The following is a 21,851-nucleotide window of genomic DNA, read 5'->3' on the forward strand; positions in this document are numbered from 1 at the left end:
TTGAACTGAAACCAATCATGCCCCCATATGGCGAGGCATGGTCCGTTTCTCCCTTCTCGATCTCGTACCCGTGCGCGAAGGCGCCGATGTCGCCGATGCCCTGTCGGCCGCCGTCGACCTCGCCGTGCATGCCGAACGGCTTGGCTATCATCGCTACTGGGTTGCCGAACATCACGGCATGGCCGGCATCGCTTCTGCCGCGACATCCGTTGTCCTCGCCCATGTCGGTAACGCGACCCGCAACATTCGGATCGGTGCCGGCGGCATCATGCTGCCCAACCATGCACCGCTGATCATCGCCGAACAATTCGGTACGTTGGCGGCGTTGTTCCCGGGCCGCGTCGATCTGGGTCTGGGCCGGGCCTCAGGCTCCGACCAGCGGGTCGCGCAGGCGATACGCCGCACGCGGGCTGGCGGAACCGACGAATTTCCCAATGATGTGTTGGAATTGCAGGCCTATCTGGCCGGAGACGAGCGCATGGGCATCCGCGCGACACCGGGCGCGGGCGAGGATGTGCCGCTATGGATCCTGGGTTCCAGCCTCTATGGCGCGCAGTTGGCGGCCTTGCTTGGCCTGCCCTATGCCTTCGCGTCGCATTTCGCGCCGGCCGCCCTGGACCAGGCGATTGCCATCTATCGCCGGGATTTCCGGCCCTCCGCACAATTGTCCGCCCCTCATGTCATGGCGGCCTATAACGTGTTCGCGGCCGACACCGCCAAGGAGGCGGAACTGCTTGCCAGTTCGATGCAGCAGGCGTTCGTCCGGCTGCGCACGGGTCAGCCTGGCAAGCTTCAGCCGCCTGTGGCAGGCTATTTCGATTCCCTGCCCGTATCGGCCCGCTCGATGCTGGCCGACGTCCTGAGCGTCTCGAGCATCGGCACGCAGGCAGATGTCGAAAGGGATCTTGCCGCGTTCCTGCATCGCACGCAGGCCGACGAACTGATGCTGACAGGCCAGATTTTCGATCCTGATGCCCGCAAGCACAGCTTCGCCATCGCCATGGCGGCGGCGCGCAATCTGGAAAGTGCACCGATGGTCAGCGCGCCCTGAGCCGCCCGCCGCTGAGCAACGCCGCCGTCCCGGGCACCAGCCGAACCAGCAGCCTGCCGATGAGCACCGTCAGCGCCAGCACGATAAAGGGCTGGGCAACCAGATAGACGGGATAGAACGGCGATCCCATCCTGCCGAATATATGGCCCAGCAACGGCCCGCCCAGCCAGATCAGGATCAGGTGAAGGCAGAAGAGGAAGAAGGCGTACGGCTCGATTCGAAGAATCGGGACGCGCAGACGCGTTCCGGCCAACATCCACGAAAAGCGCCAGAAAGCCATGGCGGCCGCCATCCTGACGGCCAGGTCGAGGCCGCGCTGCGCCATGGGCCAATCCCCGTCCGCGATCATGATCGTGCGATATAATTGCGTCACCATCAGCAGCAGGAACGGTGCAAGAGCGAGAAGGACCGGCATTCGCGCAACCCGGTCCGCGATATCGCCACGCCGGGCCAGAATGCCGATGACGAAGAACAGCAGGATCGACGCGCGCATCAGCAACGGCGGCCCGATCCCTGCGACGTGCGCCCCTGCCGCCAGCATGGCAACGACCGCAAGCGCCCATGCGGGCAGGCGAACCAGCAGCGGCGCCGCGACCATGCACAGGAACAGGTCGCGCAGGAACGGCATCTGGACGTTGATGTCCGGGTTGCGGGTCAGGATCAGCACCTCGTCGACGACCCACCATGGCGATGGCGGGACGGGTGCGGCCAGCCCGAACAGCAGCGCCGCGCCCGACACGAACAGAATTGCCAGCAAATTCCACAGGATCATCGGCAGCAATATGGTCCGCGCCTTGCGCCCGACGTGGCGACGCCACGCCCGCGTCCGGTCCGAACCGGCGACCAGCCAGCCGGAAATGAGCCCGAGCAGCGGCACTGCGCTGCGTCCGAAAATTTCCATCAGCGTCCAGCGCAGATTATCCTGTGTCGTGCCGTGCAACTGGGCCAGCGCCTCGCCGTTGAGGCCGGTCCATGCGTGCACGTAGACGACGCCAAGGATACAGATGACGCGGGCAATCGCGATGGCGTCGGAACGGCGCGCGCCGTGGGCGGATAATGGTTCGGGCACGCAGGCATCCTGATGGGGTTCGCGGCTCAATGCGTCGGCGGAACCGATGTTCCCCGCCGACGACTGGTCCGTTACGGAGATGAGGTAAAAGCTGCTTAACAATACGCGGCTTATGGCGCGCGTCCTTGCATAAGCCAATATTTACCTCTCGCTTCTAGAAGGCATCCGTTAGGCCGGATCCTCCGGTCAATGGGACGATCACGGACTCATGACCGAAATGCCGGCCGCACACCAATTTTCCTCCGTTACCGCGTCCGCACATTCCTCTCTGGGCGCACCGATGGGCATGGTGTTCCAGATCGCGGGCTCCAGTTCCAAGATATTGATCGACGCGGCGCGGCTGGCCGTGCTGGCCCAGAGTGACGATCCCTGCATCGCCATGGCCGGACAGGTCGGCAGCCAGGTGAAGATGCGCGTCGGCAATTGCTGGCTCGTCGCCAGTGTCCGCGCGATGGCACTGGACCAGGCCAGCCAGGGGATCGTCGCCGACATCGATTTCCTGGGCGAGGGCGACGAGGAAAAGCTGACCGGCCGCATCTATCGCTTCCGCCGGGGCGTCACCCGTTATCCCACACCGGGCACGGACATTTTCCCCGTGTCGGGGCTCGACATGAAGCAGATCTACGCGGCGGACGACCGCGCTCATGTGCAGATCGGCACTGTCTATCCAACGACCGACACGCGCGCCGCGCTCTATGTCGATTCGATGCTGGGCAAGCATTTCGCGCTGCTCGGGTCGACCGGGACCGGCAAGTCGACCAGCGCCGCGCTGATCCTGCACCGCATCTGCGACCTTTCGCCGCAGGGTCATATCGTGATGATCGATCCGCATGGCGAATATGGCGCCGCCTTCACGGGTAACGGCGCGGTCTACGATGTCAGCAACCTGGCGCTGCCCTACTGGCTCATGAATTTCGAAGAGCATTGCGAGGTGTTCGTGACCTCGCAAGGCGCCGACCGCACCGTGGACAGTGACATCCTCGCTAAATGCCTGCTCGCCGCCCGGTCGAAGAATCGCCTGGCGGAAAGCATCGGGCGGCTGACGGTGGATTCGCCCATCCCCTATATGCTCTCGGACCTCACCACCATCCTCCAGAACGAGATGGGCAAGCTGGACAAGGGCACGAACTCGCTGCCCTATATGCGGCTCAAGACCAAGATCGACGAGATCAAGGCCGACCCACGCTACAGCTTCATGTTCTCCGGCATGCTGGTGGCCGACACCATGCAGGATTTCATCGCGAAAATCTTTCGCCTGCCTTCCAACGGCAAGCCGATCTCCATCATCGACGTGTCGGCGATGCCTTCGGACATCACCTCGGTGGTCGTTTCCGTGCTGTCGCGTCTGGTGTTCGACTACGCGATCTGGGCGCGGGACGAGCCGCAGCGCCCGATCCTGCTCGTCTGCGAGGAAGCGCATCGCTACATCCCCAATTCGACGGTCGGCGCCGGTCAGGCCGTGCGCAAGATATTGGAACGGATCGCCAAGGAAGGCCGCAAATATGGCGTGTCGCTGGGCCTCATCACCCAGCGGCCGTCCGATCTGGCCGAAGGCGTGCTGTCACAATGCGGCACCATCATCTCTATGCGACTCAACAACGACCGTGACCAGGCATTCGTGAAGGCGGCCATGCCCGAAGGCGCGCGCGGTTTCCTCGATTCGATCCCGGCGCTGCGCAACAGGGAGGCGATCATCTGCGGCGAAGGCGTCGCCGTGCCGATCCGGGTCAGCCTGGACAATCTGGAAGAACATCGCCGTCCCGCGTCGAGCGATCCCAGCTTTACCGAATTGTGGCGCCAGACCGGCGGCGAAATCGACATTCTGGACCGCACGATCACGCGCTGGCGCAGCCAGGGCCGCTGATCAGCCGGTGGGCGTCAGGCGTCCGGCCGGTTCCGCCTCGCTGTTCACGCTTTCCCGGCATTCCTCGCTATGGACCGGCACCATCAACCGTGCCTTGCGCCAGCCGCCATGCGCGTAGACGGCCCATGCCAGCAGCAGCGATATGACCGACCCGAGCGGGAAGCTCAACCACAGCGCGGACACCCCCAATGCGGGATAGGCCAGGTGATAAAAGCCCAGGCGCACGCCGAACAGGGTGAAGGTCAGGATGATGAGCGGGGGCAGGACCACGCCGTTGGCCCGCATCACGCCGAACAGGATCATCGTGACGCCGAAGAAGAAATAGCTCCACGTCGCCAGCAACTGCATATCCCATGCGGCATCGATGGCCGGCTGGTTGGCGCCCAGGAACAGCATCAGCAGCGGTTCGTGGAACAGCAGGATGCCGCCGATCATCAGCCCCGTCACCGGCAGCAGGAAACCGATGCCATAGCCTGCGATCCGGCCCACCCGGTCCCAGCGGCGCGCACCGATATTCTGCGCCGCCATGGCGCTGACCGCCGCGCCGATCGCCATGGCCGGCATCTGGAGATAGGTCCATATCTGTTGCGCGGCGCCGTAGGCCGCCGTCACCAGCAGCCCCTCGCGGTTGACCAGGCCGATCATGACCAGCCCGGACAGCGACATCACGATCATCTGTAGCCCCATGGGCAAACCCTTGCCGATCAGGATCCGCAACTCGGCGCGTGCGGGCCAGAGCCAGGCAAGTTCGTGGCCCCTCAGCCGCAGGGGCAGGTCCCTGGCATAGGTGAAGATGACGATGCCCAGCAGGCTGATGACCCCCGCCGATGCCGTCGCGGTCGCGGATCCGGCGATACCCATCGCCGGGAACGGACCCAGCCCCAGGATCAGGACCGGATTGAGGATCAGGTCGATCGCGACGCTGACGATCATGAAGATCAGCGGCGTCCGGGCGTCCCCCGCCCCGCGCAGGCCCATCGACATCATCACCGACAGCAAGGTGGCGGGCATGGCGATGAAAATCACCCGCAGATAGACCAGCGCCATGTCGAACGCCGCATCGGGCGTCGCCAGCAGCCGCAGCAGCGCGGGCGACCCGAACCATCCCGCGATCGCAGTCGCCATGCCAAGCAGCCAGCAGAAGCCGACCGCCGTTCCGAAGGCGCGGCGCGCATCCTCGATGTTTCGCGCACCGACGGCCTGCGCGATCATCACCGTCGATGCCATGCCGAAGCCGAACACGACCGAAAAGAGAAGGAACATGATGATATTGGCGTTCGCCGTGGCGGCAAGCGCCTGCGCGCCCAGGAAGCGCCCCACCCAGATCGCGTTGATCGATCCGTTGAGCGACTGGAGGATATTCGCCACCAGCGTGGGCACGGCGAAAAGCAGCAGGGTCGATGCGATCGGCCCCCGTGTCAGATCCTTGCCACCCGCGCCACCTGCCGCCATCGCCCTGCCCCCTGTTCGTTCGACGCTATGCGCCCGTCCTCAGCCGAGTCGATCGAGCGCGGCTTTCAGCCGTTCCGCTTCGGCGCTCTTTTCGGCGTGGTCCTCGCGCGCCTTGGCCACGGCTTCGGGCTTGGCCTTCTCCACGAAACTGGGGTTAGACAGGCGACCGCCCAGCCCGTCCCGCTCCTTCTCTGCCGCAGCCAGCGCCTTGGCAAGGCGGGTCTTTTCCGCCGCAATGTCGATCACGCCTTCCAACGGCAGGATGAAGGTCGCCTCATCCACCACGATCTGCGCCGCGCCGCCGGCCGGCGGTTCGCCGAAGGTCAGGCTTTCGACCCGGCCAAGCCGCGCCAGCGCCGCGCCCTGCCGGTCGAGCCGGCGCTGCGTCGCTTCCGCGGCATCCCGCACGATCACCGGCAGCTTCGCGCCCGGCGGCACGTTGAGTTCCGTGCGCGCCGTCCGCATCGCGCTGACAAGGCGGATCAGCCAGTCGATCTCGCCCTGCGCGTCGGTGTCGACGGCGGCGAGCGCCTGGGGCCAGCGCGCGACGATCAGTTCGCTCGCGCGGTCGCCGGTCAGGTGCCACAATTCTTCGGTGATGAAGGGCATGAAGGGGTGCAGCATGACCAGGATCTGGTCGAAGGCCCAACCCGCGACGGCGCGCGTTTCGTCGTCCATCGCACCCTTGGTCAGTTCGATATACCAGTCGCAAAACTGGTCCCAGACGAAATGATAGATGGCATTGGCGGCCGCATCGAACCGCAGTTCCGCCATGGCCGTATCGATCGCCTGAACGGTCGCGACCGTTTCGGCGATGATCCAGCGGTTGACCGGCAGTGCGGCAGGAGGCGCTTCATGCGCGGTCGAAGCGGTGACGCCGTTCGACTGGAGAAAGCGCGCCGCGTTCCACAGCTTCGTCGCGAAGTTGCGATAACCCTCGACCCGCTTCTCATCCATCTTCACATCGCGGCCCTGGCTTTCCATCGCCGCCATGAAGAAGCGCAGCGCGTCCGCGCCGAATTTGTCGATCAGGCCGAGCGGATCGACCACATTGCCCTTGGACTTGGACATTTTCTGCCCGTCCGCGGCGCGGACCAGGCCGTGGAGATAGAGCTTGCGCCACGGCACCTGCCCCATGAACTCCATCCCCTGCATCGCCATGCGCGCGTCCCAGAAGAACAGGATGTCGAAGCCGCTGATGAGCAGGTCGTTGGGATAGTGACGCTCCAGCGTCTCCGACTGTTCCGGCCAGCCCAGCGTGCCGAAGGGCCAGAGCGCCGAGGAGAACCAGGTGTCTAGCACGTCGTTATCTCGCCACACCGGCAAATGCGTATCTAGATTAAAGCCGGGCTGTAGGAGCACCGTCATCGCTTCCGATGAGGAGTCGCAAACTACCAACTCGCGATGGCCAAGTTGGGCGTAGTAATCAGCTAGCTGCGCCAGAGCGTCTGCCTCTGTTTCCGCGACAACCGCATAATCGGGTTCAGACGACTTCGTCGCAAATTCAGGGTCGTTGGCAAAACTAAAAGCTGGCTTCAAACCTTCGAGCGTACTGATAATTCTTGGCCCAAACCACGCCGGAATCCGGTGTCCCCACCAGAGCTGGCGCGACACGCACCAGGGCTGGATATTCTCCATCCAGTTGAAGAAGGTCTTTTCCCAGCTCCTGGGCACAATCTCGATCGCGCCGTCGCGCACCGCCTGCATCGGGGCTTGGGCCAGCGTTTCGGCGTCGACATACCATTGATCGGTCAGCCAGGGTTCGATCACCACGCCGGAACGGTCGCCATAGGGCGTCTGGATGGTGCGGGGCTCGAAGTCGGCGGCGACCTCCTCACCCTCCTTGTCCTTCGTGACATGCGGCACCAGGAAGCCCAGCGCCTTCATCTCCTCGACCACCGCCTTGCGCGCATCGAAGCGGTCCATGCCGAGATAGGTGTCGGGCACCTTCCCGTCGGCGGTCTGCACCACCTTGGCATCGGCATCGAACATGTTGAGCATGTCACCGGCCTTCATGCCCGCGCGCTTGCCGACCTCGAAATCGTTGAAGTCGTGGCCGGGCGTGATCTTGACCGCGCCGGAGCCCAGTTCCGGGTCGGCATGTTCGTCCGCCACGATCTTGAAGCGGCGGCCGGTGATCGGCTGGAGAATATCCTTGCCGATGACATCGCGATAGCGCGGATCGTCGGGATGGACCGCGACCGCCATGTCGGCCAGCATGGTTTCGGGCCGGGTGGTGGCGACGACGATATGATCGCTGCCGTCAGCAAGGCGAACCCCGTCCGCCAGCGGATAGCGGAAACGCCAGAAGCCGCCCTGCGTTTCCTTCGTCTCCACCTCAAGGTCGGAGATGGCCGAGCGGAAATGCGGGTCCCAGTTCACCAGACGCTTGTCGCGATACAGAAGTCCGCGCTTGTGCAACTCCACGAACACCTTGATGACGGCCTTCGAAAAGCCTTCATCCATGGTGAAGCGTTCGTTCGCCCAGTCCATGGAGCAGCCCAGACGGCGCAGCTGGCGCGTGATCGCGCCGCCGCTTTCCGCCTTCCATTCCCAAACCTTCGCGATGAAATCCTCGCGGGTGAAATCGGTACGCTTCTGCTGCTGCGCGTTGAGCTGCCGCTCGACCACCATCTGCGTCGCGATGCCGGCATGATCGGTGCCCACGACCCACAGCGCATCCTTGCCGCGCAGCCGCTCGTAGCGGATGATGATGTCCTGCAACGTGTTGTCCAGCGCATGGCCAATATGCAGGCTGCCCGTCACGTTGGGCGGCGGGTTGACAATGGTGAAGGGCGTCGCGTCCGGGCGTTCGGGGCGGAACAGCCCCTTTTCTTCCCAATGGGCGTACCAGCGGGATTCGATGGATGCGGGGTCGAATGTCTTGGGCAACTCGGTCATGGAAGCGCCCTTAAAGGCCCTTCCCGTTCCATTCCAGCGAAACTATCAGGGGACCCAGCGCCAGATTCCCGCCGCCCATCCCGCCAGCGGGATATGTGCCCATGTCGCGACCAGCCAGACCAGGACCCCGCCCGCCAGCGTATGCGCGCCGAACCGGCCGAACCGCGCGCGCCCGGCCACTATGGCGGCGAAAGGCCAGTAGCTGGTGCGCGCTTCCCACTCCCGCCAGAGCGCCGGTTTGAGAGCTTCCTTCTTGCGGTCCTGCAAGGCCGCACCGGCCAGCGCCAGGACCAGCATCGCCAGCGCGACGATGATGCCGGCGGCCATGGGATAGACAAGGATGTGGCTGATGCTCCACAGCGCAAAACTCCACATCATCGGATGGCGGGTGATCGCATAGACGCCCCGCGCCTCCGCCGGCGCCGTGTTCCGGCCGGTCGGATCGGGCATGGCGGGATTGCCAACGAACGATCCCATGAGCAGGATTGCCGCCAGCAGCATGACAAGGGTCGCGACCGCCCAAAGCGCATCGCCGACAGGCCACAGCATCGCCGTTTCCGGCGCGGCGCGATAGGCCATCGCCAGCCAGCCCAATGTCGCGAAGGCGACCAGCGAATAAAGGCCCAGAAATGCGGCTTCGCCCGTCCTTCCCACGATGGACGCACGCAGCGGATGCGACAGGATGAAATGGCTGCCCACAAAGGCGATCGCCGCGATCAGCACCATCGTCATGCCGCCCCTCCATAATCGTCAGGCGGCACCATAGTAGCAGGATCACGGCAGGGCGTCAGCCTATTTGCCGGTCCATCTGTCCAGCCAGCCCAAAGCCTCGCCATACCATTGCAACGAGTTTTTCGGCTTCAGCACCCAATGATTCTCGTCCGGGAAGACGAGCAGTTTCGAAGGGATGTCACGGCGCTGGAGCGCGGTGAAGGCTGCAAGTCCCTGCGTGTAGGGGATGCGGAAATCCTTTTCCCCCGTCACCACCAGCATCGGCGTCTTCCATTGGTCCACATGATTGACCGGGTTCCATTTCTCATATTCCCCCGCCTGCTCATAATAGGGGCCGCCATGTTCCCATTCGTCGAACCACAGTTCCTCGGTTTCATAGGCCATGGCGCGGGCGTCGAACACGCCGTCATGCTGGACGATGCACCTGAACCCGTCGGTCCACTGACCCTCGATCCAGTTCATCATATAGCCGCCATAGCTGGCGCCCAACGCACAGGCATTGCCCGCGTCGATATGGGCATCCCTGGCCGCGGCGGCGGCAAGACCCAGCTTCAGATCCTCGAGCGGCTTGCCACCCCAATCCTTGTTGATGCTATCGACGAAAGCCTGGCCATATCCGGTGGAGCCATGGAAATCGATCGTAACCGCCGCATAGCCATGTGCCGCGAAAGCCTTTGGGTTCCAGCGGTAGGACCAGGAATCGCCGAAGCTGCCCTGCGGACCGCCATGGACCAGGAAAGCGACGGGCAGCTTGCCGGTCACGCCTTTGGGCTTGACGATCTGCCCCCACACTGTGTCTCCGGCCGCGCCCTTGAAGCTGAACCGTTCGACCGAAACGTCATCGACCCCGGCGAGCTTCGCCGCATTGACATCGGTCAGGCGGACGGGCCTGCCCTTCACGGGCATCTTCCAAAAGTCCGCGGGCGACTGGATGCTGTCGAGCGCATAGACGAAACCGCCCTGCGGTAACGGCACCACGCTGCCCGCATGTCCCTTCTCCGTCAGCCGGGTGACCTTGCCCGATGCCGCGTCGACCCGGAATACCGGGTTGTCCAGCACGTCATTGGCCGTCACCAGCAGCGACTTGCCGTCCGCCGCCCAGGCAATCGAGCCGACCGACCGGTCCCAGCCCTGCGTCAACGCCCTTGTTTCCCCGGTCGCGATGTCGCGCAACGTCAGCACCAGCCGGTCGCTCTCATAGCCCGGCCGCTTCATCGCGGCATAGGCCAGCCACTTCCCGTCGGGCGAAACCACCGGCAGCGTGTCCGTGGCGTCGTTCGCATCGGTCAGGTTGGTCGGCGCGGCACTGCCGTCGGCGGGAACCGAGAATATATCCAGATTGGTCGACAGCGGCTCGATCCGTCCAGCCTCGCGCAACGCGAAGAACAATGTCTTGCCGTCCCTGCTCCAGGCGATTTCCTCGCCACCGCCGAAGGGCTTGGACGGGGTATCGCCGACCAGCGCGCCCATTACGGACACCGCCGGGCCACTGGCCAGCGGCATGACGAATATCTGCGATCGCTGGCCGTCCGACCATGTGTCCCAGTGGCGCACGAACATCTTGTCATACACGCGACCGCTGCCCGCATCAGCAGCCGCATCCGCCTTCACATCGTCCAGCGTCTTCGCGCCCACCGGCCGGTCGGCCCACAGAACGACCCGCGACCCATCGGGACTTAACAGGAATCCGGTTATGCCGCCCGGCGCCTTGCTGACCTGCACCGGATCGCCGCCGGACAGCGCCGCGCGCCACAACTGGTCGTCCCCGCTGGCATTAGACTGGAAATAGAGCGCCGTGCCGTCCGCCGAAAAGGCCGGCGATGTTTCGTTCTTGTCCGGCATCGACGCGATCAGGCGCGGACTTTGCCCGGCCTTGCCGATGTGCAGAAGATACAGGTCGATCCGCCCCTTGTTCGCGCTCAGGTCCGTGCTGCGAAGCTGGTAGGCCAGCCATTTACCGTCCGGCGAGACCGCAGGTGCGCTTGCACGGTCGAGCGTGACCATGTCGGAGGGCGTGAAGGGGCGCGCGACAGCGGGTCCGGCGGCCAGGGCCATAGCCCCCAACCCGGCAAGCAGAAAAGTCTTCATGAAATCACCTTCGGTATCGGGCAGGCGACGCGCCGCATCGGGCTAACGTCGTCGGGATGCGAAGGGTCTAGGACGGCCAGGAAGTCGCCGCAAGGGGCGGCCTAGCGGCCAGTGATGCGCGCAATTTCCTTTGCGACCATTTCCTCGACCAGCGCGGGCAGGCGCGAATCCAGCCAATCCTTGAGCATGGGCTTGAGCATCGAGCGCACCAGCCCTTCCAGCGTGTTGTCGCCGCCATCCTGTGGCGTCACCAGCATGGACGACAGGGCCGCAAGCGAATGGCGCGCCGCCACCTCGCTCTCGACCGACAGTATGCCGTCATTTTCCACCGGCGCCGTTGGCTTCGGGGCGACTTTGGGAGCGGGCATGGCAGTCTCCACCGCGATCTCTTCGGTCAGTTCCAGTACTTCTTCCACGGCGGCCGGGTCCAACGGGGCGGCTTCGACAGGCGCCTTTGCCTCCGGCCGGCTACGACGCGGCGCAGACTGTATCGCCTCCTCGCCTTCCTCGGCGATGATCCGCTTGATGGAAGAGAGGATCTCCTCCATCGAGGGCTCCTTGCTCATATCGCCCATGACCGTCCCCTGAACCGGCAACCGGCCGTCATTGTGCCGCTGCGGGCTCCACATTGGCGTTTTGCGGCACGCTGTCAACGGTGCGCGTCGCCTTGGCGGTCGGCGCGGGGTCGAAGTCCCAGTCGAACCATTTGTCCTTCACGCGGTCATAATTGACCATCGGGTCGTACAGGGTTCCGTTGTCCAGTCCCAGATCGTCCGCCTCCGCATGACCCATGGCGGCCAGCAGGCTGAAGCCGGCTACATAGGCGTTGCGCCGGGCGGACACCAGTTCGACCCGTGCGATCAACGCTTCCTGCTCGGCGTTCAATATGTCGAGGATGGTACGGCTGCCGACCGAGTTTTCCGCGCGGACGCCTTCCAGCGACAGGCCCGTGGCATCGACCGCCTTCTTGCTCGATTCAATCGTCTGCAACGACGCTTGCCAGCTGGCGAAGGCCGCGCGCGTCTGCGCGATCACGCTGCGCTCCACCTCGATTTCCTGTTCCATCGACTGGGATTCGAGCGCCTGGCTGCGGCGCACCTGCGCGGCCGGCCCGCCTCCCTGATAGAGCGGTATATTGAGCTGGACCCCGGCTGCGGCCTGCTTGTTGATCTGCGACCCGCCGCCCGATGCGCCATTGTCCAGCGTGTCGAGATAATTGGTATAGCCCGCCTGGGTGAAAGCCGACACCGTCGGCATCACCGAACCCCGCGCCGCCTTCACATCATACCGGCGCGCCTCGCGTTCCTTCTGCGCAGCCAATATGTCGGGATTGTCCTTCAACGCGACCTGAACCGCCGTTTCGGGATCGGCCGGAAGTCCCGGCAGCGCCGGCGGCGGCTCCAGCGCATCCGGCGCCTCGCCGACCAGCGCGATGTAATTTTCGCGGCTGGCAATCAGCGTCGCTTCCGCCGTCTGCAAGTCCGACCGCGCCAATGCCAGCCGGGATTCGGACTGAGCGACGTCCGTGCGCGTCAGGTCACCGACTTCGAACCGGTCGTTCGATGCCTGGAGATTGACATCCAGTACTTTGACGTTGGCCCGATTCAGCGCGACGATCGCGCTGTCGCGGATAACGTCCATATAGGCCGCGACCGTTTGTGAAAAAATGCTGGCTTCCGTACCGCGCAGATTTGCCTGCCCCGCCTCGACCCGCGTCTTGGCCGCCTTGACACCATTGCGCACCGTGCCTCCGGCGTAGATCGGGACACTCAACTGGGCCTGTGCGTTCACCGTGCGCTGGGGCGAGGTAAAGCTGATCGTGGGTTTCAGGATGCTTTCGCTATAGCTGCCAGTGACGTTGAGCGCCGGGCGACCATCCGCCTTGCGGATTGGGACATTCTCGTCGGTGGCGCGCAGGCCGGCGCGCGCGCCGGTCAGGGTCGGGTTGAAGGCATAGGCCTTGGCCAACGCCCCCTGTAGCGTCTCGGCCCGGGCCTGCACGGCAGCGAGCAGGGAAACCGACAGCAAAGCCGTGGCGGTCACACGCCGGATGGAAGATCGCTTCGCTGTCATGTATCCCCGTCTACAATCAGAATGTGAACCGCGCCGGGGCGGCAAATCCGGGCAGCGTCACCATTTCGGTGTCGGTCAAGCTGGACAGGCCCAGCACGCCAGCGACCACACGCCCACTGCACAGCCGTGTCACGCCCCGATCGACAATGCCCGTCACCACCCGTCCTCCGTCGACAAGCTGCTGGACGAGCGCGGCGGGAACTTCCTCTACTGCGCCATCGACGAACAACAGGTCATAGGGCGCGCCAGCCGGCGCACCGGCCGCCAGCGAACCGCGCACAACGGTCACGCCCTGCACCATGATCTCCGCGCCGCCATCTTCCTCGACTGCGGTGACGGCTGCGCCCAGCTCGGCCAGCAGCGCGGCGCTGTAGCCGGTGGCCGCACCGATCAGCAGCACCCTGTCGCCCTGCGCGACATGCGCTTCCTTGAGCAAGCGCCCGGTAGCGAGGGGCGGGTTCAGCGCACGCCCTGCGGACAGCGGGACGGAACGATCGACATAGGCCATAGCCCGGCGATCCGCCGGCACATAGGCTTCGCGCGGCACGCGGGCCATGACGGCGATCACGCGCGGATCGTCCACGTCGCTGGTGCGCAACTGGCTTTCAACCATGGCGTTTCGCATCGAAGAAAAATTCTGCTCGGTCACGACGGGTCCTCGCTTGGCACAACTGTATTGGCAATGCAATACACTATGGAGATACTCGGACCTCTAAATCAGCGGACGGTTCGCGCCAAGCGGCTTTGCGCTTCGATCCTCAAGATTCTCGCGGCCGGTTTCCGGCCTCATCTTGACTTTGGCCGCAAAGCCGCACATTGGGGCCGCCCACCACCGGATGGCCCGATGGCGGAGTGGTGACGCAGCGGACTGCAAATCCGTATACGCCGGTTCGATTCCGGCTCGGGCCTCCAAAATCCTGTTTGGCGACGTCTGCCAGCAGTGGAAAAATCCCTGATTCTGTTAGTTTATGGGTAATCGCTAGTTGTCAGCGACTGCCCTCATTTGCCTGTAGCCGCAGACGATGGGGGCCTAGATGTCCATGGTAAGGGCTGCGGCCAGTCTTCGCCCGGGCAAGAGGGTATACCCCCCGCCGCCCGACACCTTCCAACCAAAGACATCCGTCACATTTTTGGCCTGAAGCCTCACCAGCGTCGGAATTCCGCCTATTGTTGTGCGATAGCGCGCGCCCAGATCGATAACCGCCTGCGCCGGCAAGGTCGCGCTGTTCGCGGCGTTAGCGACCTTCTCGCCCTCGTAAAGCAGATGCATGTCGAACGACAGCGCCGGCATGTCAGGCAGGCGATAGTCGAGATTGGCGTCGATGGTAAGGTTGGTGCGGCCGATCGGCTTTCTGCCCAGGCGCCCCTCATCGACGGCCTGTCCCGTCACGCGGGGACGCAGATAGACTGCGCCGATCACCATGTTCATGCCGGCGAAGGGCTGACCGGCAAGGGAGGCTTCAAGGCCGCGATGCCGTACATCGCCCAGTGCGCGATAATAGCCGTCGCGGCTGTCGATGTCGAAATAGGGTTTGCGCAGGTCGAAGAGCGCCGCGACCAGCTTCATGCCGCCGGGCAGTTGCTGGCGCAGGCCGATTTCCTTTTGCCGCGTGCGCAGGGCAGGCAAGGCGAGGTTGCGGTTGACGGCGTTGGCGGGCGCCACGCCGCTTTCCTCCAGCCCGCGGGTCATCGCGCCGTAGAATGTCGTCGTCGCGGTGGGCGTGACGGCGATCGCCGCATTCCAGAGCCAGGGGCGATCATGCACCAGTTCGGCGGGAAGGCCGGGCTGCGCGACCGTCTTGCGATAATCGGCACGGGTGATGCCCAGGTTGAATTCGCCGACACCGCGCCAGCGCGCTTCATAGCCTGCCGAGTAATTCATCTGCCGCACCCGGTCACGGGTCCGTTCGCCGAAGGCGAAGGCGGGCTGCGCCTGAGGATCGGGGACGCCGATCGTCGCCTCTCCCAGATCGATCGTGTCGAAGCCGCCATAGCGCGCTTCCGCCCTGCGTCCCCGTGCCGACAACAGCAGGCGGTGCACCAGCGCGCCACTGCCCAGGGTGCGGCTCAGCCGGGCCTCCCCCGAAGTCGATCGATTGCTCTGGTCCTGTCCGACCAACAGCGTCGAACGGCCCAGCCCCTGCGCATCCACGCCGGAATAATAGGCGGACGCATAATCGTCTTTGGTGAAGCGGCTGTCGAACAGGCCCATGGCGATTTGCCACCGGCCCAGATTCGCCTTGATCGTGCCGCCGATATTGCGATTGTCGCCCGCCCAGTCGGCCCAGTCCTGCCCGAAATAGCGGCGGCGCCTGATGCGCGGCGGTGGCGCGCCGTCGGCCGTATAGATGACCGGCGCCTGCTCCTCGTCGCCATAGCGATAGCCCGCGACGAAGGCGGTGGCCTCCACCCCCCGAACGGGACGATAGCGCAGCACGCTGCCATAGCTGACGAACCAGGCGCTGGCGCCGCTGACATATTCGTCATCATAGAGGCCAAGGTCGAGATTGACGTCGAGCTTCTCCGTCACCGGCACAGCGGCGTCGATCACCAGGTCGGTGCCCAGATAGTCACCACTGTTGATTTGAACGCTGACAACCGGCTTGTCGCCGACCCGCCGGAGGTCGGCATCGACGATGCCCGTCGGCGCCGGGAAGGGATAGCCGAAGGATGTGAGGCCGACCCTGACCGTGGAGCCACGCACGATCACGTTGCTGATCTGGCCCGCCTTGTCGAAATAGAGGCCCTCGACCCGGTTGTTGCCGGCGTCGCTGGCCGAAAAACCCCGGACATTGCCGCTGGCGTAGATGCCGACAGAATCGCTGCCGACGCTTTTTCCGAAGCCATCCTCCGCCTCACGCACCGCATTTTCGTCAGTACGCTGGGCGGTAGCGGGATGGCTCAACAGGAGGGCCGAAAGGATGAGAGGGCTGCTATGTTTTCCGATCACAGCGACAGCACCAGTCTTCCGCGGACGGTGCGGGGCGTGCCGGGCGTGATCCAGACATTGCTGTAGCTGCTTTCCAGATAATAGGCGTCGAACAGGTTTTCCGCATCCAGACGCAGGCCGACATGCTTGCTGACCTGGTAAGAAAGGTTCAGGCGCGCGGTGACATAGTCGGGCAGTCGGAAACCGCTGTTCACGTCATCGCCGGGCCGTTCGCCGACATAGGTGAGACCCGCGCCCAGACCGATCGATCCGGGATTGGCGGCATCGGACTGCCAGTGGCCATAAATGGCGCCGGAATGACGCGGGACGTTGCTGAGCGCCGATCCCAGCAGCGCGGGCCGCGTGTCCCTGGTCACTTCGGCATCGGTGTAGGCATAGACGGCGGTGAGATTGAACCGCTCATCGAGCGCATAATTGAGGTCGAACTCGAAGCCCCGGCTACGCGCTTCGCCAGCCGCGATTGAAAAGCCGCTGCTGGTGCCGTCGCTCACCAGCACATTCTTCTTGGTGATGCGGAAGAGCGACAGCGTGCCGGTCAGTTGCTTGTCGAGCAGGGCATATTTGACGCCGCCCTCCAGCGCCTCTCCGCGTTCCGGCGCATAAGGGTCCGAATTGGCATCGACGCCCTGATTGAAGCGGAAGGATCGCCCCCAACTGACATAGGCGGACAGCGACTGGCTGGGCGCGTAGGTGAAGGCCGCGCGCGGCGAGGTGACGGACGGGCTTTGCCGATCCACCGCCCCGCTGCGGTAGTTGTTGACGCGCTGGCGAATCCAGTCGTGCCGGACGCCGAGCAGCAGGCTGAAGCGGTCGTCGAGGGTCAGGAGATCCTGCGCATAGAGGCTCTCGCCACGCTGCTGCTCCAGCAGGTTCTGGTTGAGCGTCGCAACCGGCTTGGGCTGGCCGTAAACCGGATTGAAGATGTCAATGTCATAGGGATTGGCCGCCGTCGGGCTGAAGCGGTAGAAGACGCGGCGCTGGTCATAGCGATAGGCATCGGCGCCGATCCGGATCTGGTGTCCGACACCACCCAGCGTGCGATTCGCGCTCAGTTCGATCCGGCCCGACAGATCCTGCCAGTCATAATCGTGAATGCGCAACTGCCGCCGCAGGCGCGTGCCGACCAGCGCGCTGTTGTGCGTCGACTGACCCTGCATCACGCCGTCGCGATATTGCACGCCGGCCTCCAGCGCCACGCCATCGGCAAGGTCGATCGTCACGCTGCCCTGATGCTGCCCCGTGCGCTGGAGCATCTGCCCATCATTGGGCTCACCCAGGAAGCGGCTGCGCGGCAGCGCCTTGCCATCGCGATTTACCGCGACAAGCCCGCGATCATGGGTGAAGTGCACCAGATTATATTCAAGCTGGTAGAGAAAGCGCACGCTCTCGCTCGGCTGCCAGGCGATCGAAGGGGCCAATAGCAGGCGGTCGCTTTCGTTGAAGTCCCGGAAACTGTCGCCCTGCTGATAGACGGCGATCATCCGCGCCGAGATGGTCCCGGACGCGGGGCCGCCGAAATCGGCGCTGGCCCGGACCGTGTCGTAACTGGCGTAGGATAATTCGGTCGAGGCATGGAAATGGTCGAGCGGTGCCTTGGTGACGATGTTGATCGAACCGCCCGGTTCCCCCTTGCCCGACAGGGCGGAGGCCGGTCCCTTGAGCACCTGGAAGCTTTCGACCGTGGCGACGTCGCGCCGCGCGTTGAAGCCGCGATTGGCGTTGAAACGATTGAGCAGCAGGTCCGGTCCCTGGTTGATGTCGCCGGAAAAGCCGCGAATGGCATAGGCGTCCCATGCGCCGCCAAAGCTGTTCTGCCGCGCCATGCCGCCTGCGAGGTCGAACATCTGCGACAGGTCGGTAAAGCCTGCCTCGTCGATCAGATTGCTGCCAAGGATGCGCACATTTTGCGGAAGCAACAGGGGATCGACGACCAAGCCGTTGATGCTGGCGCTCGCCTCGCGCGAACCGGTGACGAGGATGTTGGGTTCGCTCTCACCCGGCACGGTTTGCTGCGCCAGTGCAGACGGCGCGATAGCGGAGATCGCAGACGCGAGCAGTGCGAACCGCAAAGAAAAAACAGTCATGATTGCCCCCTGTTGCGTCAATGATACACTATATCACTGATCGCTCGCCCTCTAAGGCGATGACCCAGCGCGCGCAACTGAAAATGTTATATCGTCCCATTGACAGATTGCTGCATTGGCGAAATGCTTTGGGGCAACAGCCAAGGAGCCTCATTCATGTCCCTGACCGCAACCGGCCAGCGCATCCTCTTGTCCGACGTCAACCTCTCCTACGGTAACCATCCTGTGCTGCGCGGCCTCAGCCTGCATGTCGATGCCGGTGAGATCTATGCGCTGCTGGGCGGCAATGGCGCAGGCAAATCGACGACCATGTCTGCGTTGCTGGGCTTTGCCCGGCCCGACAGCGGCACCGTGCTGGTCGCAGGCCATGATCCGGCAGCAGCGCCGGACAAGGCGCGAGAACAGATTGCCTATGTGCCCGAAAATGTCGCCCTCTATGAGCATCTGACGGCACGGGAAAACGCCGCCTATCTCTTGGCTCTGGCGGGCCGACAGCCGACTGGAGACGCCATCGATGGCGCGTTCGAAGCGACCGGCTTGCAGAATGCAGCCTGGGACAAGCGGCTTGGCGGCTTTTCCAAGGGGATGCGGCAGAAGGTGGCGATCGCCATCGCCCTGCTGCGCGAAGTGCCGGTGCTATTGCTGGACGAACCGTCTTCCGGCCTCGACCCCCGCGCCACCGCCGACTTCAACCGGCTGGTCCATGATGTCGCGCGCAAGGGCGCGGCGGTGCTGATGGTGACGCATGACCTGTTGTCGGCCGCCGACATCGCCGACCGCATCGGCTTTCTGGAGTCCGGCCGTATCGTCGATGAAGCGTCGGCGCAGGGCGAGGAACGGTTCGATGTGCGCGAATTGCACAGGAAATTCGCGCGCGAGGTGGTCGCCGCATGAGCGCCGTCAGCCTGATCGCGCGGGATGAATTGCGCCTGATGCGGCGCAATCGGGTCGCCGTCATCGCCTTTGCCCTGCTGGTTCTGCTGACGCTGGCGGCGGCGCTCATCAGTTGGTCCCACCAGCGCTCCATCGCCGAAACCCGCGCCCGCTTTCAGGCGCAGGCCAGCGAAGCGTTCGAGGCCCAGCCCGATCGCCACCCGCACCGGATGGTCCATTATGGCAATTTCATCTTCCGCCCGCTGGGGCCGCTCGCCGCCTTCGATCCGGGCGTGGACGCCTTCACCGGCAACAGCATGTTCCTGGAAGGCCATCGCCAGAACAGCGCCAATTTTGGCGATGTCCGCCAGTCCTCTCTGCTCGTCCGCTTCGGCCAGTTGACGCCGGCCTTCGTCTTGCAGGTGATCGCGCCGCTGCTGCTGATCTTCCTGGGCTATGGCGCGGTGGCACGCGAACGCGAACGCGGCACATTGCGCCAGATGCTGGCGCAGGGTGTGTCCGCCCGCGCATTGATCCTGGGCAAGCTGCTCGCGCTGGCCCTCGTAGCGGCGCTGGTCGGGCAGCCCGCGATGATCGCTTTCCTGCTGATCGCGGGGCAGCCCGGTGCGCTCGCCGGCCCCATGCTGGTGATCGCGCTCGGCTATGCCGCCTATCTGGCGCTCTGGGCGATCATCACCATCCTTGTTTCCGCGCTGGTCAGGCGCGGGCGCGATGCGCTTCTTGCTCTGCTGGCGCTGTGGGCGGTCCTCGTGATCCTGGTGCCACGGGTCGCGCCGGACGTGGCCTCGCAGGCGCACGCGCTGCCCACGCGGCTGGAGACCGACATTGCCATCGCGCATGACCTGCACAAGCTGGGCGACAGCCACAATCCCAACGACCCCTTCTTCACCGCGTTCAAGGAAAGGACGCTGCGCCAATATGGCGTGACGCGTATCGAAGATCTGCCGGTCAACTATAAAGGGCTGCTGGCGGTGGAGGGCGAAAAGCTGACATCCAGGCTGTTCGACGATTATGCGAACCGCAGTTTCGCCGTCCAGCGGGCGCAGAGCGGGTTGAACGACGGGTTCGGCGTCGTCAGCCCCGCCATTGCGTTGCGACGCTTGTCGATGGCGGCGGCCGGCACCGACCTGGAAGGCCATCGCCGTTTCCTGACGCAGGCGGAAGCCTATCGCTATGACATGGTGCAGCGGCTGAACCGGCTTCAGGCCGATGCCGTGAGCTACGCCAATGACACCGCGAGCGACGCGGGCGCTGACCAGCGCAAGCGTATCTCCGCCGGGCACTGGCATGAAATCCCGCCCTTCCGCTTCAAGTCCGCCGATGCCGCCGATCTGGTGAAGGCCAGCGTGCCCGGCCTTGGCCTGCTGCTTGGCTGGCTCATCCTCGCCGGGCTGGCCCTGCTGCCCGTCGCGCGTCATCTTCAGAAAGCCCGTTCATGACCCTGATCGCCCACGAACTGCGCCTGCTGCTGCGGTCGCGCATGGCCGCGCTGGCGCTGCTGCTCGTCGCTCTTCTGTCCTGCGCCGCCGTGGTCGCGGGCATGGCCGAGATAGACCGCCAACGGGATGTCATCGCGCGTATCCAGCCCAAGCAGGCACAGGATATCGCCAGCATCGCCCAATGGGTGGACAAGGAAAAGGATGCAGGGAGCGCCGCCTATTACAGCTTCCATGCGACCTGGGACACGCCGGCGCCGCTGGCCTTCGCGGCGCTCGGCCTGCGCGATGTCGCGCCCTATATCCTGCGGGTCCGCGCGCTGGGGCTGGAAGCACAGCTTTACGACGGCGAGGCCTTCAACCCAGAGCTGGCTTTACCCGGCCGCTTCGATTTTGCGTTCGTTCTCGTTTATCTGACGCCGCTGTTCGTGATCGCGCTGTTTCACGACCTTGTGTCGGGCGAACGGGAAGCGGCACGACTGCGGATGCTGGACGCCCTGGCGGGATCGGGGCGTCATCTCTGGGCGCGCCGCGTGGGCTTGCGCGGCGGGTTGCTGTTCCTTGCACTTGCCCTGCCGCTCTCGATCGGCGCGATCCTGTCGCATGTGCCCGTCGGTCAGCTGCTGGCCGTGCTGGGTCTGGTCGCTCTTTACCTTGCTTTCTGGATCGGCGTCACGCTGCTGATCGGGCGTATGCGCTGGAGTTCGGTCGCCAATGCCGCGACGCTGGCGGGACTGTGGCTGGTGCTGACGCTGGTCCTGCCGACCATTGCCCATGTCGCGATCAACCGGGTGATCCCGGTCGGTCAGGGCGTCGAAATAAGCCTGGCCCAGCGGGAGGCGGTGAACCGCGCCTGGGACATTCCGCGCGAGGACACGATGCGCGCCTTCTACGCCAACCATCCCGAATGGAAGGACAGCCCGCCCCTGACGGCCGCCTTCCACTATAAATGGTATCTCGCCTTTCATCAGGTGGGCGACGAAAGCGTTGCGAAGAAGGTCGCCGACTATCGGAACGCCATAGAGTCGCGCGACGCGGCCGCCCATGCCATCGGCTGGCTACTGCCTTCGGTCGGGGTTCAGTCCCTGCTCACTCGCCTGGCGGATACGGATATGCAGGCCCAACTCGCCTATCAGGACCGCATCCGCGCGTTCCACAAGCGGTTGCGCAATTTTTACTATGGTTATCTGTTCACCGACAAACCCTTCGGTAAGGCCGACTTCGACAAGGCACCGAAGTTTGAAGGCTGAAGGGAGA

Annotated in this window: 15 protein-coding genes and 1 tRNA gene; 6 read left to right on the forward strand and 10 right to left on the reverse strand. The window is 64.4% G+C overall.

Annotated features, from left to right (window positions below):
* The first annotated feature begins 37 nt into the window (after window positions 1–37).
* Complete coding sequence (locus J3E64_RS14480) at window positions 38–1,051, forward strand: LLM class flavin-dependent oxidoreductase (RefSeq protein WP_253343733.1); 1,014 nt, start codon at window positions 38–40, stop codon at window positions 1,049–1,051.
* Here J3E64_RS14480 and J3E64_RS14485 read toward each other — a convergent pair.
* Window positions 1,038–2,120, reverse strand: a complete 1,083-nt coding sequence (locus J3E64_RS14485; protein ID WP_253343830.1) for an acyltransferase — start codon at window positions 2,118–2,120, stop codon at window positions 1,038–1,040. The two genes, J3E64_RS14480 and J3E64_RS14485, sit on opposite strands and share 14 nt — an antisense overlap.
* A gap of 280 nt (window positions 2,121–2,400) precedes the next feature.
* Between J3E64_RS14485 and J3E64_RS14490 the strand changes: the two genes are divergently transcribed.
* On the forward strand, window positions 2,401–3,984 hold the full coding sequence (locus J3E64_RS14490; RefSeq protein ID WP_253343831.1) for an ATP-binding protein: 1,584 nt from the start codon (window positions 2,401–2,403) through the stop codon (window positions 3,982–3,984).
* Here J3E64_RS14490 and J3E64_RS14495 read toward each other — a convergent pair whose 3' ends face one another.
* From J3E64_RS14495 to J3E64_RS14525, 7 genes are all read right to left on the reverse strand, one after another.
* Window positions 3,985–5,436 carry an MATE family efflux transporter gene (locus J3E64_RS14495; RefSeq protein ID WP_253343734.1) on the reverse strand — a complete coding sequence of 484 codons (1,452 nt, stop codon included), beginning with the start codon at window positions 5,434–5,436 and terminating at the stop codon, window positions 3,985–3,987. It lies immediately after the preceding gene.
* 39 nt (window positions 5,437–5,475) lie between these two features.
* Window positions 5,476–8,337: a valine--tRNA ligase gene (locus tag J3E64_RS14500; protein WP_253343735.1), complete on the reverse strand. Its 2,862-nt coding sequence runs from the start codon at window positions 8,335–8,337 to the stop codon at window positions 5,476–5,478.
* A 45-nt stretch (window positions 8,338–8,382) separates the two neighbouring features.
* Window positions 8,383–9,069 (reverse strand): NnrU family protein, encoded by a 687-nt coding sequence (locus J3E64_RS14505; RefSeq protein WP_253343736.1) that lies wholly within the window; start codon window positions 9,067–9,069, stop codon window positions 8,383–8,385.
* Between the two features lie 60 nt (window positions 9,070–9,129).
* Entirely contained in the window at window positions 9,130–11,157 is a 2,028-nt protein-coding gene (locus J3E64_RS14510) for a S9 family peptidase (protein WP_253343737.1), read from the reverse strand.
* A 101-nt stretch (window positions 11,158–11,258) separates the two neighbouring features.
* Window positions 11,259–11,732 (reverse strand): DUF2497 domain-containing protein, encoded by a 474-nt coding sequence (locus J3E64_RS14515; protein WP_253343738.1) that lies wholly within the window; start codon window positions 11,730–11,732, stop codon window positions 11,259–11,261.
* A gap of 28 nt (window positions 11,733–11,760) precedes the next feature.
* Entirely contained in the window at window positions 11,761–13,230 is a 1,470-nt protein-coding gene (locus J3E64_RS14520; protein ID WP_253343739.1) for a TolC family outer membrane protein, read from the reverse strand.
* A gap of 16 nt (window positions 13,231–13,246) precedes the next feature.
* Window positions 13,247–13,879, reverse strand: coding sequence for a protein-L-isoaspartate O-methyltransferase (locus J3E64_RS14525; RefSeq protein WP_253343740.1), 633 nt, complete (start codon window positions 13,877–13,879; stop codon window positions 13,247–13,249).
* A gap of 189 nt (window positions 13,880–14,068) precedes the next feature.
* Here J3E64_RS14525 and J3E64_RS14530 point away from each other — a divergent pair.
* Window positions 14,069–14,142, forward strand: a tRNA-Cys gene (locus J3E64_RS14530).
* A gap of 118 nt (window positions 14,143–14,260) precedes the next feature.
* On the opposite strand, the gene J3E64_RS14535 is transcribed toward J3E64_RS14530, so the two are convergent.
* Window positions 14,261–16,135 carry a TonB-dependent receptor gene (locus tag J3E64_RS14535; RefSeq protein ID WP_253343741.1) on the reverse strand — a complete coding sequence of 625 codons (1,875 nt, stop codon included), beginning with the start codon at window positions 16,133–16,135 and terminating at the stop codon, window positions 14,261–14,263.
* A 41-nt stretch (window positions 16,136–16,176) separates the two neighbouring features.
* Window positions 16,177–18,264: a TonB-dependent siderophore receptor gene (locus tag J3E64_RS14540; RefSeq protein WP_253343742.1), complete on the reverse strand. Its 2,088-nt coding sequence runs from the start codon at window positions 18,262–18,264 to the stop codon at window positions 16,177–16,179.
* A gap of 156 nt (window positions 18,265–18,420) precedes the next feature.
* On the opposite strand from J3E64_RS14540, the gene J3E64_RS14545 reads away from it, so the two are divergent.
* Genes J3E64_RS14545 through J3E64_RS14555 form a run of 3 tightly spaced genes read left to right on the forward strand, consistent with a single transcriptional unit; the run spans window position 18,421 to window position 21,844 of the window.
* Window positions 18,421–19,158 (forward strand): ABC transporter ATP-binding protein, encoded by a 738-nt coding sequence (locus J3E64_RS14545; protein ID WP_253343743.1) that lies wholly within the window; start codon window positions 18,421–18,423, stop codon window positions 19,156–19,158.
* Window positions 19,155–20,597 carry a DUF3526 domain-containing protein gene (locus J3E64_RS14550; RefSeq protein ID WP_253343745.1) on the forward strand — a complete coding sequence of 481 codons (1,443 nt, stop codon included), beginning with the start codon at window positions 19,155–19,157 and terminating at the stop codon, window positions 20,595–20,597. The genes J3E64_RS14545 and J3E64_RS14550 overlap by 4 nt, the downstream gene beginning before the upstream one ends.
* Window positions 20,594–21,844: a DUF3526 domain-containing protein gene (locus J3E64_RS14555; protein WP_253343746.1), complete on the forward strand. Its 1,251-nt coding sequence runs from the start codon at window positions 20,594–20,596 to the stop codon at window positions 21,842–21,844. Before J3E64_RS14550 ends, J3E64_RS14555 begins: the two co-directional genes overlap by 4 nt.
* Window positions 21,845–21,851 lie beyond the last annotated feature (7 nt).

Origin of the sequence: Sphingobium sp. OAS761 (assembly GCF_024168485.1) — a bacterium.
Classification (GTDB): Bacteria; Pseudomonadota; Alphaproteobacteria; order Sphingomonadales; family Sphingomonadaceae; genus Sphingobium.

Excerpts from the sequence above, each read along its gene's own strand:
- J3E64_RS14550 (WP_253343745.1), top strand. The coding sequence starts at position 19,155 with ATGAGCGCCGTCAGCCTGATCGCGCGGGATGAATTGCGCCTGATGCGG.
- J3E64_RS14555 (WP_253343746.1), top strand. The coding sequence starts at position 20,594 with ATGACCCTGATCGCCCACGAACTGCGCCTGCTGCTGCGGTCGCGCATG.
- J3E64_RS14495 (WP_253343734.1), bottom strand. The coding sequence starts at position 5,436 with ATGGCGGCAGGTGGCGCGGGTGGCAAGGATCTGACACGGGGGCCGATC.
- J3E64_RS14500 (WP_253343735.1), bottom strand. The coding sequence starts at position 8,337 with ATGACCGAGTTGCCCAAGACATTCGACCCCGCATCCATCGAATCCCGC.
- J3E64_RS14480 (WP_253343733.1), top strand. The coding sequence starts at position 38 with ATGGTCCGTTTCTCCCTTCTCGATCTCGTACCCGTGCGCGAAGGCGCC.
- J3E64_RS14490 (WP_253343831.1), top strand. The coding sequence starts at position 2,401 with ATGGGCATGGTGTTCCAGATCGCGGGCTCCAGTTCCAAGATATTGATC.
- J3E64_RS14515 (WP_253343738.1), bottom strand. The coding sequence starts at position 11,732 with ATGGGCGATATGAGCAAGGAGCCCTCGATGGAGGAGATCCTCTCTTCC.
- J3E64_RS14520 (WP_253343739.1), bottom strand. The coding sequence starts at position 13,230 with ATGACAGCGAAGCGATCTTCCATCCGGCGTGTGACCGCCACGGCTTTG.
- J3E64_RS14510 (WP_253343737.1), bottom strand. The coding sequence starts at position 11,157 with ATGAAGACTTTTCTGCTTGCCGGGTTGGGGGCTATGGCCCTGGCCGCC.
- J3E64_RS14540 (WP_253343742.1), bottom strand. The coding sequence starts at position 18,264 with ATGACTGTTTTTTCTTTGCGGTTCGCACTGCTCGCGTCTGCGATCTCC.
- J3E64_RS14545 (WP_253343743.1), top strand. The coding sequence starts at position 18,421 with ATGTCCCTGACCGCAACCGGCCAGCGCATCCTCTTGTCCGACGTCAAC.
- J3E64_RS14505 (WP_253343736.1), bottom strand. The coding sequence starts at position 9,069 with ATGACGATGGTGCTGATCGCGGCGATCGCCTTTGTGGGCAGCCATTTC.